This window comes from Kitasatospora indigofera (assembly GCF_014655955.1).
Lineage (GTDB): Bacteria > Actinomycetota > Actinomycetes > Streptomycetales > Streptomycetaceae > Kitasatospora > Kitasatospora indigofera.
Genome location: NZ_BNBO01000024.1, coordinates 70,730 through 85,705 on the forward strand (window position 1 = coordinate 70,730; position 14,976 = coordinate 85,705).

At 77.0% G+C, this 14,976-nt stretch carries 7 protein-coding genes, 1 tRNA gene and 1 pseudogene (1 of these 9 running past the window's edge); 3 read left to right on the forward strand and 6 right to left on the reverse strand.

Features of this window, described 5'->3' with window-relative positions; genetic code table 11:
* Positions 1-17: transfer RNA gene (locus IE329_RS21105), tRNA-Val, on the forward strand (it extends 155 nt beyond the left edge of the window).
* 291 nt (positions 18-308) lie between these two features.
* On the opposite strand, the gene IE329_RS21110 is transcribed toward IE329_RS21105, so the two are convergent.
* Positions 309-500: a hypothetical protein gene (locus IE329_RS21110; RefSeq protein WP_190212500.1), complete on the reverse strand. Its 192-nt coding sequence runs from the start codon at positions 498-500 to the stop codon at positions 309-311.
* A 645-nt stretch (positions 501-1,145) separates the two neighbouring features.
* Here IE329_RS21110 and IE329_RS21115 point away from each other — a divergent pair.
* A pseudogene (locus tag IE329_RS21115) lies at positions 1,146-2,366 on the forward strand (serine/threonine-protein kinase); the annotation flags it as partial.
* A 736-nt stretch (positions 2,367-3,102) separates the two neighbouring features.
* Here IE329_RS21115 and IE329_RS21120 read toward each other — a convergent pair.
* Positions 3,103-3,909 (reverse strand): TrmH family RNA methyltransferase, encoded by an 807-nt coding sequence (locus IE329_RS21120; protein WP_190212501.1) that lies wholly within the window; start codon positions 3,907-3,909, stop codon positions 3,103-3,105.
* Positions 3,910-4,138: 229 nt separating this feature from the next.
* Here IE329_RS21120 and IE329_RS21125 point away from each other — a divergent pair, with 229 nt between their 5' ends.
* Entirely contained in the window at positions 4,139-6,913 is a 2,775-nt protein-coding gene (locus IE329_RS21125) for a SpoIIE family protein phosphatase (RefSeq protein ID WP_190212502.1), read from the forward strand.
* A gap of 88 nt (positions 6,914-7,001) precedes the next feature.
* Here the strand turns inward: IE329_RS21125 and cobA are convergent, their stop codons facing one another.
* The 4 genes from cobA to IE329_RS21145 all read right to left on the reverse strand — a co-directional run bounded on the left by cobA (position 7,002) and on the right by IE329_RS21145 (position 14,790).
* Positions 7,002-8,258 carry a uroporphyrinogen-III C-methyltransferase gene (gene cobA, locus IE329_RS21130; protein ID WP_190212503.1) on the reverse strand — a complete coding sequence of 419 codons (1,257 nt, stop codon included), beginning with the start codon at positions 8,256-8,258 and terminating at the stop codon, positions 7,002-7,004.
* Positions 8,259-8,355: 97 nt separating this feature from the next.
* Entirely contained in the window at positions 8,356-12,162 is a 3,807-nt protein-coding gene (gene cobT / locus IE329_RS21135; protein ID WP_190212504.1) for a nicotinate-nucleotide--dimethylbenzimidazole phosphoribosyltransferase, read from the reverse strand.
* A 461-nt stretch (positions 12,163-12,623) separates the two neighbouring features.
* Positions 12,624-13,985 carry a precorrin-6y C5,15-methyltransferase (decarboxylating) subunit CbiE gene (cbiE, locus tag IE329_RS21140; RefSeq protein WP_190212505.1) on the reverse strand — a complete coding sequence of 454 codons (1,362 nt, stop codon included), beginning with the start codon at positions 13,983-13,985 and terminating at the stop codon, positions 12,624-12,626.
* A gap of 163 nt (positions 13,986-14,148) precedes the next feature.
* Positions 14,149-14,790, reverse strand: a complete 642-nt coding sequence (locus tag IE329_RS21145; RefSeq protein WP_190212506.1) for a GNAT family N-acetyltransferase — start codon at positions 14,788-14,790, stop codon at positions 14,149-14,151.
* Positions 14,791-14,976 lie beyond the last annotated feature (186 nt).

Below are 14,976 nucleotides of genomic sequence, written 5' to 3' on the forward strand. Positions count from 1 at the left end.
AATCCCAGTATCGCGCACAGTTCAGCCGAAGGCCGTGGTCCGTGAGGATCACGGCCTTCGTCGTGTTCCGGCGGCCACGGGCCGCGCCGGGAGCTGGCCCGGTCCCGCGTGCTGGTCGGCGGACGGCCCGGGCGGAGGGCCGGGTCAGGGGTGCCCCGGACATGGGAGAGCCGCGTACGGGTGCCCTCACCGGCATCCGTACGCGGCAACTCCGTCTGCCGAGGCGCTCAGCGCCCCGCTCCCCGCCCGTCCGCGTGTCACCGCGGGCGCGGCGCCTCGGCCGGCACCGACTCCCCGTCCCCAGGGGATCAGTGCCCGATCAGGTCGGCGACGGCCTGGGCCTGGGTCGCCATCTGCTCCCAGCCGCCGAACAGCATGACCAGCAGCACCGCGCAGGGCAGCGCCATCGCCAGGGCCACCGCCGGGTGCCTGGTCTGGGCGCCCGGGCGCCGGGCCGCAGCGGGCCGGCGGCGGGTTGGTCCGGTGACCTGCGGTGCCATCTGCCCTGCTCCTACCCGTTCCGGTGGTCGGTGGTGTGCTGTGCCGGCCGGGACCGGCCTGCCGTCGGTGCTGGTCGCGCTGTCGGTGCTGGTCGGTCCTCGGTGCTGGTCGTGCTGGTCCTGCCGTTCGTCCGGCCCGCAGCGCTCGCACCGGGTGCTCGCGGTGCCGCACGCGGGCCGCGGGTGCGGCCCGCGGCTGGCGCGGTGGACGGTCTACCTCGGGGGACGAGCCTCCCGCCCACCGCTAAAGGCAACGCTATGGCGCAGGGGGGTGGGCGCGCGTCATGCCCGCGTACGGTTCGCCGGGCATCCCGGAGGATGACGACCGGCGCGGCGGCCTACTACCGAAGGCGGAGATGACGGGGATCACACCCCCGAGGGAACCCTGAGAACGACCCCGAGGGAGCGCGCGGGGAGCCCCTGGAGCGGCCGCCCGGCGGTGCCCGGGCGATCATCGCGGAGCAGCTCCCGCAGCTGGTCAGCGCGGGTGCCGCGGCCGCGAACGGGGGAAGATCCGACAATCCCACGGGCCGTTGGGGTGTTGCGTATCAGCACACCGCAGCGGGCAGTCCGTAAGCTGTGCCGGACAGGATCTGACGATGCCCCAACCGACGGGGTCTCACCCACGGGCTGACGGGAACGAAGATGGCGATGATGCGGCTGAGGCGTGAGGACCCCCGCATCGTCGGACCGTACCGCCTGCACCGGCGGCTGGGGGCCGGCGGCATGGGCGTGGTGTTCCTCGGCTCCGACCGCCGGGGGCAGCGGGTCGCGCTCAAGCTGATCCGCGCCGAGCTGGCGGAGGACGCCGAGTTCCGGACCCGCTTCGCGCGCGAGATCGCGGCGGCCTCCCGGATCCGGGGCGGCTGCACGGCGCGGGTGATGGGCTCGGACATCGAGGCGGACCGGCCCTGGCTGGCCACCGCGTACGTCCCCGGGCCCTCGCTCTACAAGCGGGTCGGCGACGAGGGACCGCTCGGCTGGCCGGAGGCGGCCCGGATCGGCGCCGCGCTGGCGGACGGGCTGGTCAAGGTGCACGAGGCCGGGGTGGTGCACCGCGACCTCAAGCCCTCCAACATCCTGCTGTCCCCCAAGGGCCCGCGCATCATCGACTTCGGGATCGCCTGGTCGCGCGGCGCCAGCACGCTCACCCACGTCGGCACCGCGGTCGGCTCGCCCGGCTTCCTGGCGCCCGAGCAGGTGCGCGGGGCGGCGGTCACCCCCGCCACCGACGTCTTCGCCTTCGGTGCGACCCTCGCCTACGCGCTCACCGGGGACTCCCCGTTCGGCTCCGGCGCCTCCTCCGAGGTGATGCTCTACCGGGTGGTGCACGAGGAGCCCGACCTGTCGGCCGTGCCGCCGCAACTGGCGCCGCTGGTCAAGGCCTGCCTGGCCAAGGAGCCGACCGAGCGGCCCGGCGCCGCCGCGCTGCACGAGCGGCTCAGCGAGCTGGCCGCGCGGGGGGCCGCCGCGACCGGCGGCGGACGCACGGCGCCGGCCCGCCCGGCCGCTCCCGTACCGCCGGCCGTACCGGCCCCCGGGCGGGCCCCCGGACCGGCCGTCGGGGCCCGGGTGCGGGCCGGTGCGGAGCGCCCCGCGCCCGGCCGGCGGCCCTACGGCCAGCCGGACACCTCGCCGCTGCCCCGCGCCGACGCCGTGCAGCGCACCCGGCCGCTGAGGCCGCGCCAGCAGACCCCGCCGCCCGGCCGTGCCGGCGCCCCGCGGGACCGCCAGCACACGCCCGCACCCGGCCGCCCGAGCGGCTCCCGGCGGCGGCTGCTGCGGCAGCGGGTGATCGTCTTCGTCACGGTGACCGTGGGGGTGGCCCTGGCCATCGCCGCGGCCCAGGGCTGCGAGAACCGCGCGGACCAGAGCCTCGGCCGGCCCGGCGCGGTGCCGGCCGCGGCCTCCGCCCCGGCCGCCCCGGCCGGGCTCTCGGTGGACGTGGCGGCCACCCAGCCGGCCGGCGGCACGCCGTCGCCCGCCGCACCGACGCCCGCGGTCGCGCAGCCGCCCGCCGCGCAGTCCACGGCGGCCCTCGCCGCCGCGGCGCGCGGCAACCCGCCGGGCCCCGACGCCGGGCTCGGCCCGGCCGTCGGCGCGCTGCCCGCGGTGGACTGGCCCAACCGCAGCTTCCCCGACCCCGCGGGCGGCAGCGGCATCCGGCTGCGCGACGGCCGCTCGGCCGGCGACGGCCCGCAGGTGGCGCTCAGCGCCGTGCTGCCGGCCCAGTACCGGGGCGCGGCGGCGGCGCTGGTGGTGCTGCGGCGGGCCGAGGGGTCGGTGCCGGTCGACCTGGTGCAGCTCTTCGGCTTCAGCGGCGGCGCGCCCGTGGCGCTGGCCGCCCGCTCCTCCGCCGCGAACCCGCAGGCGGTGGCGAGCTGGCGGATCGACAGCGGCTCGCTGGTGCGCGAGGAGCGGGTCTCGCAGACCGGCGCGGTCTCGTCCACCCGCTACACCGTGCGCGGCGACGGCACCTGGGAGGAGTCCTGGCCGGGCGCCGGAGTCTCCGGCGGCACGGGCGGCTGAGCCCCCGTACCGGCCCCGGCCCGGCCGCGCCGGGCCGCCGCGCCCGGAGGCACGGAGCGGAGGGCCCGCGCGGTCAGCCCGCCGTGACGGTGTAGAAGGCGACCGCCGCCGCAGCACCGACGTTCAGCGAGTCGATGCCGTGCGCCATCGGGATCCGCACCTGGTGGTCGGCCGCCTCCAGGGCCCGGCGGGTCAGGCCGTCGCCCTCGGCACCGAGCATCAGGGCGGCCTTGGGCAGCCGGCGCGGCGCGGCGTCCGCCAGCGAGACCGCCGACTCGGCCGGGGTGAGCGCGAGCAGCTGGAACCCCGCCTGCCGGACGGCGTCCAGGGCGGCCGGCCACGGTTCGAGCCGGGCGTACGGGACGGCGAACACGGCGCCCATCGAGACCTTGACGGCCCGCCGGTAGAGCGGGTCGGCGCAGTCCGGCGAGAGCAGCACGGCGTCCATCCCCAGGGCCGCGGCGCTGCGGAAGATCGCGCCGAGGTTGGTGTGGTCGACCAGGCCCTCCAGCACGGCGACCCGGCGGGCGCCGGCCAGCACCTCGGCGGCGGACGGCAGCGGCTTGCGCTCCATCGAGGCGAGCGCGCCGCGGTGCACGTGGTAGCCGGTGACCTGCTCGGCGAGGCCGGCCTCGACCACGTGCACGGGGGCCTCGGTGCCGGCGATCAGGTCGCCCATCACCTCCAGCCACTTCGGGGTCAGCAGCATCGACCGCATCCGGTAGCCGGCCGCCAGCGCGCGGCGGATGACCTTCTCGCCCTCGGCGATGAACAGGCCCTCGGCGGGTTCGCGGCGGCGGCGCAGCTCGACGTCGGTCAGACCTGTGTAGTCGGCGAGGCGCGGGTCGGCGGGGTCGGTGATGGTGCTGGGTTCGGACACCCTGCGATCTTGCCCGGTCGCGGTGGCGAAGGCCAAACGGGCGCCCGGCCGGGGTGCGGCGGGCGGGCGGGCGGCTCCGGCGGGCACGCGCGGTGACCGGGCGGCGGGCCGCCGGGCCGTCCACCAAGGGGCCCGGGGCGCCTGTGCACAGGGCGTCACCGGTGAATGCGCGGTCCGGCGCGCCGCGGCTCCCTTGGCCTGCTCGCCGAAGGCAGTGTAGACATGGCGTATGGCCCGAATTCCGGGCCGGTCCGGGGTGCGCCCGGCCGCTGGCTCGGCCGGCGGCAACCCGTCGGGCCGGCCTGAGCAGCCCCGCGCGTCGCGCGATTCCTCGGGACGCCCGGGCGGAACGGGTCCGGTCCGGGCGACCAGGCGCTGGATCCGGTCGGCCCCGTCCCGGCTCAGCGTGGCCGGCCAGGTGTTCGCCCTCCAGGTGGTGGTGGTGCTGCTGCTGGTGGCGGCGGCCGTGGTGGCGCTGGTGGTGCAGTCCAACCGGGACAGCGTCGAGGAGGCCAAGAACCGCTCGGTGGCCGTCGCGCAGACCTTCGCGAACTCGCCGGGCATCGTCGCCGCGCTGCAGAGCCCGGACCCGACCGCCGTCCTCCAGCCGAAGGCGCAGTCCGTCCGGATCCAGACCGGGGTGGACTTCGTCGTGGTGCTGAACACCGACGGCATCCGCTACACCCACCCGCTGCAGGACCGGATCGGCAAGAAGTTCGTCGGCAACATCGAGCCGGCGCTGGGCGGCGGGGTGGTGGTCGAGCAGATCACCGGCACGATCGGCCCGCTGGTGCAGGCGATCGTCCCGGTGCGGGCGCCCAGCGGTCAGGTGGTCGGCCTGGTGTCGGCCGGCATCACGATCGACCGGGTGGTCAGCGCCTCGGACCGGCAGCTGCCGATCGTCCTCGGTGCCGCCGCGGGCACCCTGCTGCTGGCCACCGGGGGGACGGCGCTGGTCAGCCGGCGGCTGCGGCGGCAGACGCACGGCCTGGACCCGGGCGAGATGACCCGGATGTACGAGCACCACGACGCGGTGCTGCACGCCGTCCGGGAGGGCGTGCTGATCTTCAGCGGCAGCGGGCGGCTGGTGCTGGCCAACGACGAGGCCCGCCGGCTGCTCGGCCTGCCGCCGGACGCGGAGGGGCGGCCGGTCGGCGAGATCGGCCTGGACCCGGCGATGGCCGCCCTGTTCGCCTCGGGCCGGATGGTGACGGACGACGTGGTGCCGGCCGGCGAGCGGCTGATCGCGGTCAACATCCGGCCGACCGACCGCGACGGCGGACCGCCCGGCAGCGTGGCGACCCTGCGCGACTCGACCGAGCTGCTCGGCCTGGCCGGACGGGCGGACGTGGCCCGGCGCCGGCTTCGGCTGCTCTACGACGCCGGGGTCACCGTGGGCACCACGCTGGACGTCACCCGGACCGCCGAGGAGCTGGCCCGGGTGATGGTCCCCCGGTTCGCCGACTTCGTCAGCGTCGACCTGGCGGAGCAGGTGCTGGAGGGCGACGAGCCGCCGGCCGGCATCAGCCGGATGCGCCGGGCCGCGCTCGGCGCGGTGAACGCGGACGCGCCGTTCAAGCCGGTGGGCGCGCTGTTCGACGTGGTGCCGGACACCCCGCTGGCCGCCAGCCTCAGCGGCGGGCTGGCGGTGCTGGAGCCCGACCTGGCCGGGGCCGACCACTGGCGGACGCAGGACCCGGAGGGGGCCGCCCGGATCGTCGAGTACGGGGTGCGCTCGCTGATCAGGGTGCCGCTGCGGGCCCGGGGCGTGCTGCTCGGCGTGGTGCGGTTCTGGCGCCTGGAGCAGACCGAGGCCTTCGAGGGGGACGACCTCTCGCTGGCCGAGGAGCTGGTCGCGCACGCCGCCGTCTGTGTCGACAACGCCCGGCGGTACACCCGGGAGCACGCGATGGCCGTCACCCTGCAGCACAGCCTGCTCCCCCGCTCGCTGCCGCCGCAGAACGCGCTGGAGGTGGCGCACCGCTACCTGCCCGCCCAGGCGGGGGTCGGCGGGGACTGGTTCGACGTGATCCCGCTGGCCGGCACCCGGGTCGCGCTGGTGGTCGGCGACGTGGTCGGGCACGGCCTGCACGCGGCCGCGACGATGGGGCGGCTGCGGACCGCGATCCACAACTTCTCGGCGCTGGAGCTGCCGCCCGACGAACTGCTCGGACACCTGGACGAGCTGGTCAACCGGATCGACCAGGACGAGGCGGCCAACCTCGGCGACTCCGCGGTCACCGGCGCGACCTGCCTGTACGCCGTCTACGACCCGGTCTCCCGCCGCTGCACGCTGGCCCGGGCCGGCCATCCGCCGCCCGCCGTGGTGCACCCGGACGGCACGGTGGAGTTCCCCACCCTGCCCGCCGGGCCGCCGCTCGGCCTGGCCGGGATGCCCTTCGAGACGGCCGAGCTGGAGCTGGCCGAGGGCAGCCTGCTGGTGCTGTACACGGACGGGCTGGTCGAGGACCGCACCCGGGACATCGACGTCGGCCTGGACCTGCTGCGCGCCGCGCTGGCCCACCCGGGCCGCACCCCCGAGGAGACCTGCACGGAGGTGCTGGACGCGATGCTGCCCAGCCACCCCACCGACGACATCGCGCTGCTGGTGGCCAGGACCAGGGTGCTCGCCGACGACCACGTAGCCGAGTGGGAGGTGCCCTCGGACCCGGCGGCGGTGTCGGGGGTGCGGGCCGCCGTCAGCGGGCAACTGGCCGACTGGGGGCTGGAGGAGGCGGCGTTCGTCACCGAGCTGATCCTGAGCGAGCTGATCACCAACGCGATCCGCTACGCCACCGGCCCGATCAGGGTCCGGCTGCTCCGCGACCGGTCGCTGATCTGCGAGGTCTCGGACACCAGCAGCACCTCGCCGCACCTGCGGTACGCGGCCACCATGGACGAGGGCGGTCGCGGGCTCTTCCTGGTGGCGCAGTTCGCCGAGCGCTGGGGCACCAGGTACACGGGCTCGGGCAAGGTCATCTGGACCGAGCAGCCGCTGGCGTAGCGCCCCGCCCGGCGCACGGCGGTGGGGCACCCGCCGGGCGGGACCGGCGCGCGCCCCCGGCCCCCGCGTGGGGGGCCGGGGGGAAGGCTCAGAGCCGGAAGGCGTCCGCGAGGACGCCGACCACCTCGCCGATCACGATCACGGCGGGCGGGCGGACCTGCTCGGCGAGGACGGTCTCGGCGACCGTGCCGAGGGTGGCGTCGATCCGCCGCTGGCCGGCGGTGGTGCCCTCCTGGACGACCGCGACCGGGGTGTCGGCCGAGCGGCCGGCCCCGATCAGCCGGGCCGCGATGGCGCCGATCTTGTCCACGGCCATCAGCAGCACCACGGTGCCGGTCATCCCGGCGACGGCGTCCCAGTTGGTCAGCGAGCGCTCGTCCGGGCCGACGTGGCCGGAGATGACGGTGAACTCGTGGGTCATCCCGCGGTGGGTGACCGGGATGCCGGCGGCCGCCGGGACACTGATCGAACTGGAGATGCCGGGGACGACGGTGACCGGCAGGCCGGCCTCCGCGCAGGCCAGCAGCTCCTCGCCGCCGCGCCCGAAGACGTACGGGTCGCCGCCCTTGAGGCGGACCACGAACTTGCCGGCCTTGGCGTGCTCGATCAGCGTCCGGTTGATCGCCTCCTGGGCCATGTAGCGGCCGTAGGGGATCTTGGAGGCGTCGATGACCTCGACGTGCGGGGCCAGCTCGGCGAGCAGCTCGCGGGGGGCGAGGCGGTCGGCGACCACCACGTCCGCGTCGGCCAGCAGCCGGCGGCCGCGCACGGTGATCAGGTCCGGGTCGCCCGGGCCGCCGCCGACCAGGGCCACCCCGGGGAGGCGCTCGCGGTACTGGCGGGCGGCCAGCGAACCGTCCCGCAGGCCGTCCACGATGGCGTTGCGCAGGGCGGCCGAGTGGCGGGGGTCCCCGGTGAGGACCGCGACGGTCGCACCGCCGTCGTGGCCGGAGGCCGGGGTCCACGCGGTGGCGGCGGCGGCGTCGTCGCTGCGGGCGCAGAACACGCGCAGCCGCTCGGCCTCGGCGCTGACCGCGACGTTCACGGCGGGGTCGTCGGTGGCGACCAGCACGTACCAGGTGTCCGCCAGGTCGCCCGCGGCGTACGGGCGGGCGTGCCAGGTCAGCTCGCCGGCGTCGGCCATCGCCTGCACGGCGGGGGTGGTGGTCGGCGATATCAGCTGGATGTCCGCACCGGCGGCGATCAGGGCGGGCAGCCGGCGCTGGGCCACCTGGCCGCCGCCGACCACGACCACCCGGCGGCGGTCGAGGAGCAGGCCGACGGGGTACGGGGTGCGGCCCTCGGTGCCGGGGTGCGGGTTGGGCGCTGGGGTGGGCGCGGTCATGGGCGGGGCTCCTGGGTGGGAGGGAGGGTTTTCGGGTACGGCGGCGGGCCCCGTACCCGGCGCGCCCTCGGGCCGGGTACGGGGGACTGCGTCCGGGTCAGGCCTTCTCGGTGACCCCGGCGGAGTCGAACGTGGCTACATCGTGCATCGAACGGGCAGCACTCTGCACCAGCGGGAGCGCGAGCAGCGCGCCGGTGCCCTCGCCGAGGCGCAGGTCCAGGTCGATCAGCGGACGCAGGCCGAGCTTGGCCAGCGCGGCCTGGTGCCCGGGCTCGGCCGACCGGTGGCCGGCGATGCAGGCCGCCAGCACCTCGGGGGCGATCGCCTTGGCGGCCAGCGCCGCCGAGCCCGCGATGACGCCGTCCAGGACGACCGGGGTGCGCAGCGAGGCGGCGCCGAGCATGAACCCGGCCAGGGCCGCGTGCTCCAGGCCGCCGACGGCCGCGAGGACGCCGATCGGGTCGCTCGGGTCGGGCTGGTGCAGGGCCAGCGCGGCGCGGATCACCTCGATCTTGTGGGCGTGCATCGCGTCGTCGATGCCGGTGCCGCGGCCGGTCACCTCGGCCGGGTCGAGGCCGGCGAAGACCGAGATCAGGGCGGCCGAGGCGGTGGTGTTGCCGATCCCCATGTCACCGGTGATCAGCACCTTGTTGCCGGCCGCGACCAGGTCGCGGGCGGTCTCGATGCCGACCTCGATGGCCTTCAGCGCCTCCTCCCGGCTCATCGCCGGGCCCTGGGTCATGTCGTCGGTGCCGGGCTTGACCTTGCGCGGCAGCAGGCCGGTGGTGCGGCCGGACTGGATCGCGTCCGGCAGCTCGGTCTTCACGCCGACGTCGACGACGACGACCTCGGTGCCGATCTGCTTGGCGAAGGAGTTGATCACCGCGCCGCCGGCCAGGAAGTTGGCCACCATCTGGGCCGTGACCTCCTGCGGCCAGGGGCTGACGCCCTGGGCGTGCACCCCGTGGTCGCCCGCGAAGATGGCCACGCAGCCGGGCTCGGGGATCGGCGGCGGGCACTTGCGGGACAGGCCGCAGAGCTGGGCCGAGATGATCTCCAGCATGCCGAGCGAGCCGGCCGGCTTGGTCATCCGCTTCTGGCGGTCCCAGGCCTCACCGAGCGCCTTGGCGTCCAGCGGCCGGATGCCCCGCAGGGTGTCGGCGAGCAGGCTGTGCGGCTCCTCGCCGGGCAGCGCCCGGTTCCCGTACTGCTCCTCGTGGACCACCCAGGACAGCGGGCGCTTCTTCGCCCAGCCCTGCTGCTGCAGCTCCGGCTCGGCCGGGAAGGAGTCGACGTACCCCACGCACAGGTACGCGACCACCTCCAGGTGCTCGGGCAGGCCCAGCTCACGGACCATCTCGTCCTCGTCGAAGAAGCTCACCCAGCCGACGCCCAGGCCCTCGGCGCGGGCGGCCAGCCAGAGGTTCTCCACCGCCAGCGCGGCCGAGTACGGGGCCATCTGCGGCTGGGTGTGCCGGCCCAGCGTGTGCCGCCCGCCGCGGGTGCGGTCGGCGGTGACCACGATGTTCACCGGGGTGTCGAGGATGGCCTCGATCTTGATTTCCTTGAACTGCTTGGCCCGGCCCTTGGGCAGCGAGTCGGCGTAGGCCACCCGCTGGCGCTCCGCCAGCTCGTGCATCTTGCGCCGGGTCTTCGCCGAACGGATGACCACGAAGTCCCAGGGCTGGGAGTAGCCGACGCTCGGCGCGGTGTGGGCCGCCTCCAGGACGCGGATCAGCACCTCGTGCGGGATCGGGTCCGGGCGGAAGCCGTTGCGGATGTCCCGGCGCTCCCGGATCACCTGGTGCACGGCCTCCCGGCCGGCGTCGTCGAAGCCCTGGGCGGCCGGCGGGCGCGGGACGGCGGGGGCCTCCGGCTGCGGCTCGGCCACCGTCCCGGCGGCGGCACCGTCGACGACGGCGTCGGACGGCTCGACGGCGGGGTCGGCTACGGAGGCGGCGGGGTCGGTGCGGTCGGCGATGGCGGTGCCCTCCTCGGGCTCAGGGGCGGCCTCGGCCCGGGGCTGGTCGGCGGTCTGCTGCTCGGTCTGCGCCTGCGGGCCGGCCGGCCCCTCGGGCCCGGCCGGGGACTGTTCCTGGGACGGCCCGGACTGCTCCGACTGCTCGGCCGGCGCCTGCTCGTGGAGCTGCACCTGGACCGGATCGGCGGCGGCGTCCGGCGCCGGCAGCACGTCGGCGGCCTGCGGGTCGACGGCCTGCGGGTCGACGGTGGCGGGGTCGACCGGACGGCCGGACGGCATGTCGCCGGTCCCGGCGGCCGTCTCGGGGGCGGCCTCGGCGGGCTGCGCGGCAGCCGGCTCCGCTCCCCCGGCGGTCTCGGCGGTCTCGACGGCCTCGACGGCCTCGGCACTCGCGACGGCCTCGGCGACCGGGTGCGGCTGCCCGTCCTCGGGCTGCGCGGGCTGCCCGGGCAGCTCCTGCGCGACCACGACGGGGCCCTCCTGCTGCTCCGCCGGCGCCGCGACGACCGGCTCCGCCACGGGCTGCTCGGCGGCGGGCTGCACGGCGGCGGGCTCCGGGGTGGCCTGCTCCGTGCCGGCCTGCTCGGGCACGGCCTGCTCGGGGACCACCGGCTCGGGGGCCACCACAGGAACGGACGGCTCCGCCGTGGGCTGCTCCGCGGCCGGCTGCGGGGCGACCGGCTCGGCCGGCACCGGGGCGGCCACCGGCTGGGCCTCGACGGTGGGCAGGCCGTGCGGGGTGGGCGCGGCCAGGAAGGCCGAGATCCGACCCCGCGGCGGCGCGGGCGCGGCCACCGGCTGCGGCTCCGGCACCACGGCGGGCGCCGCCTCGGCGACCGGCTCGGGCGCGGCCACCGGCTGCGCCTCGACGACCGGCTGCGCCTCGACAACCGGCTCGGCCGGCTCGGGTGCGGCCGTCACCGTCCCGGCCTGCGGCGCGTCCGGCGCCGGGGCGGGCGCCCCGGCGGCGGCGCCGTCCAGGACGGGCGCGGCCGCGACGGGGGTCTCCACCACGACCGGCGTCTCGGCCACGACGGGGGCCTCGGCCACCGGAGCGTCCGCGACCGGGACGGCCTGCGCCACGGGCGGCTGCTGGGCCGCCACCGGCGCGGCGGCCGGCGGCTGCTCGACCGGAGCGACGAGCCGTACGCCGTGCGCCGGGGTGCTGCCCTGGGACGGGCCCCGGTCGGCGAGCGAACGGACCGGCACGTGGCCGGTCATCAGCGACGGGTCCGGGATCGGCGGGCCCGCGTGCAGGGGGCGGCGGGGCTGCTGAACCGCCGTCAGCTGGTCCTGGGCCTGGAGGGGCGCGGCGGCGGGCGCGGCCTGGACCGGCTCCGCGGCCGGCTCGGCGCCGGCCTGGGCGGCGGCCAGCAGCGCGGGCGCGGCGAGGTCCTGGCCCGGCGCGGCCATCACCGGCGGCGCGAGCGGCGGCCAGGAGGGCTCGACCGGCGTCCCGGCGGCTGCCCGGGCCGGCTCGGCGGCGGGCTCCTGCTCGCCGAGGGGACGCAGGGCGACGGTGTCCACCCCGGCCGGGACCTCGGCGGCGAGCATCGGCGGCTCGGCCGGGATGTGCGCGAGGGGCTCGCCCCAGGAGCCCTGGGGGCCCGGCATCAGCAGCACGTCGTCCTCGTCGTCGAGCCCGTCCTGCGGGTCGGGCTGGTCCAGGAAGGTGAAGCCGGGGCGCTGGAGCAGGCCCTCGCCGCCGGGCGGGACCGCGCCGTGCAGGGTCCCGCCGTGGAGCGTCGCGCCGTGCGCGTGCGCCGGGGCCGCCTGGACGGGGAAGCCGGGGATGCCCTGCTCCGCCGCTCCCGGTGCCGGGGCGACGGGTACCGCGACGCCCTCCGGCCGGCCGGCCGGGTGGGACCCGGCGAGCAGGTGCTCCGGCAGTCCCTCGCTGGGGACGTGGCCGCCATCGGTCATGTCAAAGCTCCTTCCAGGCCGCTGCCGCGCCCTCGGCGACGCGATCACCGACCGCAGCGCCCACATCCGCTCACGAGCCGGGCCAGGTTCCGGCCCGCCCCTCAACCACTCGCGGCCGCCGCGCCTGGGGCGCTGCGGCCGTTGATCTCCGGCGCGCTGCGGCACCCCGGCCTGCGCCCCACCCGTCAGGAGTGGTGCGCCATCTGAATTAACGACAACCCTGGGCAACCGGCACGATCGCACCGGACCCTACGGCATTCTCCCGGTCCGGCGCGCGACCCGTCGAATTGCCCACACTTCGAGCCACAGCGGGTTGCACCACGTCAAAAAGGCGACAAACGCACCAGATCGGGCATGGTGCGGCTGCCACGGCCACCCAGGACGCCACACTACCGGCCTGGGGCGGCCACCTCTCGAATCCGTGTCCGGATGCGACCGGGATCACCGCGCACCGGCCGGGATCACGCCCCCTGCTCGCCCCAGAGGAGCACCGTCTGCGTCCCCGCGCCGAGCACCAGCCCGGCCGCCGGGCCGGCCTGCTCCCTCACCGGCACCGGTCCGGACGGGGCCGAGCGGGGTGGGGCGGGCACGAACGAGCCGCTCCGGGCCACGGCCGGACGCACCGGCGCCGGCTGGGCGGGCGCCGACTGCAGCGGGGTCGACTGCAGCAGCGCGCCCTCCGTCCGGTAGCCGGCGCCGGCGATCGCCGCACGGATCTCCTCGGCCTCGGCGAACGTCCGGGCGACCGCGACGATCCGCTCCGGGCGGCGGGCCAGCACCGCCCGCACCGCCTCCGCTCCCCCGCTCTCGACCACCGCGGCGTCCGGTTCGGGCAGACCGCCCAGGGCCTGCGGGCCCGAGCCGTGCACCGTCTCCACCTCGACGCCGAAGCGGCGGGCGTTGACCGCGATCCGCGCACAGGCCGCGCTGTCCTCCTCCAGCGCGACCACGGCCGCGCCGAACCGCGCCACCTCCACGGCCAGCGCGCCGCTGCCGGCGCCCACCGCCCAGACCAGGTCGCCCGGGCCCGCGCCGAGCCGCGCGAGCACCAGCGCACGGACGTGCGCGGGGAGTGCGTCCGGCCCGCCCCCGCCCTCCCCCGCGCGCCCGGCGCCCGCGTAGGCGTCGGCGGGCAGCGCCCAGCCGCGCTCCGCGCCGGGGAATCCCACCGGGCGCCCGGCCAGCCAGCCGGCCGCCTCGCCGGCCGCGGCCTGCGGGCCGTTGCCGCCGATCACCAGCACCACGTTCGGGTCCCGCCAGAGGTGGTCGGCGACCCGGTCGGAGGTGAGCACGGTGACGTCCTCGTCGGGGGTGCCGATCCCCTCGCAGACCACGAAGGTGCGGTGCACGCCGCGCAGCATCAGGGCCAGCTCGCTGGGGCCGGCGCCGGCCGCGGTGAGCACCGCGACCTTGGGGTGGGCACGGCAGATGTTGGCGGCCCGGCGCAGCCGGCCGCCGTGCACGCTGACCACCTGGGCGTCCTCCCAGGGCATCCCGGCGCGGGCGAAGGCCGCGGCCACCGAGGAGACGGCGGGCAGCACCTCCAGTTCGAGCCCGTACTCGGGGCGGCGCAGGGTGCGGACGACGCCGAAGAACCCGGGGTCGCCCTCCGCGACCACGACGGCCGCGCCCCGGTGCTCGGCGATCCGACGGGCCGCCAGCTGCACGCTGCCGAGGGCGATCCGTTCGGCGCCGGCCGGCACCGGGAGGGCGTTGAGCTGGTAGGGCGCCCCGGCCACCAGGGTCGCCGCCGCGAGGGCCGCGCCGGCGGCCTCGGTCAGCGGTGTGCCGTCCCACCCGATGACCGTGATCCGGTCAGCCATCTGCGGCTGTTCTCCTCGACTCTGCGCACTGCGCGGAACGGGGTGGCCCACGGACCACCGGGACCCGGCCGGGTCCGTCCAGGAGCAGAGGCTACCCGGTGAGCCGGCCCCACCGGCGACAACTCGTACACATGTCCCCCTCGGCGGGGGCGGCCGGCGCCGGTCAGTCCCGCAGGACGTACCGCCCGGCCCGCGGGTCGGGCAGCTGCGGCACCTCTTCCATGTCCTCGGGGAGCAGGCTCCAGAGGATGAGGTCGCTGCGGCTCTCGCCCGTGGGGGCGGCGGCGGTGAGGGCTTCGTTCCCGCGCACTATCCAGGCGCTGCGCAGCACGCCCTCGCTGATGCAGCCGACCTTCTGGGCGACCTGCTGGGCGGCGGTGTTCCCGGCCGCGGTCCGCATCTCCAGTCGCTGGAAGCCGCGGTCCTCGAAGAGCCACTGGGCGACGCCGAGCACGGCCTCCCCCGCGTAGCCCTCGCCGCGTGCCCAGGGGGCGGTGACGTAGCAGATCTCGGTGGCGCGCAGCCGCCAGTCGGTGTGGCGCAGTTCGACCAGGCCGACCACCCGCTGGGTGAGGTGCTCGGTGACGGTGAAGCGGATGCCGTGCCCCTCGGCCCGGTGGGCGGGGGCGAGGGCGGTGGCCCACCGGACGGCGAGGTCCTCGGTGAAGGGCTGCGGGAAGTCCGTCCAGGCGTGCACCGGCTCGTCGGCCATCAGCTCGGCCAGCGCGGGGGCGTCGCCGACCTCAAGGGGGCGCAGCAGCAGCCGTTCGGTGCTGATGGCGGTCTCGGGGAAGCTCGCTGCCATGCCGTCTCTCCTCGCCGGGTCGTGGACACACCGTACGCCCCACCGGGTCCCGGGTGTCACGCGGTGCACGGACCGCACGACGGTACGTCAGAAAGGCCGTCCGTCACACCCTCACCCCCCGATACTGCCCGACCGGGCCCCCGCCGGCGTGCGGCGGGGGCCCGGTCGGGCGGGTGCGACGGCGCG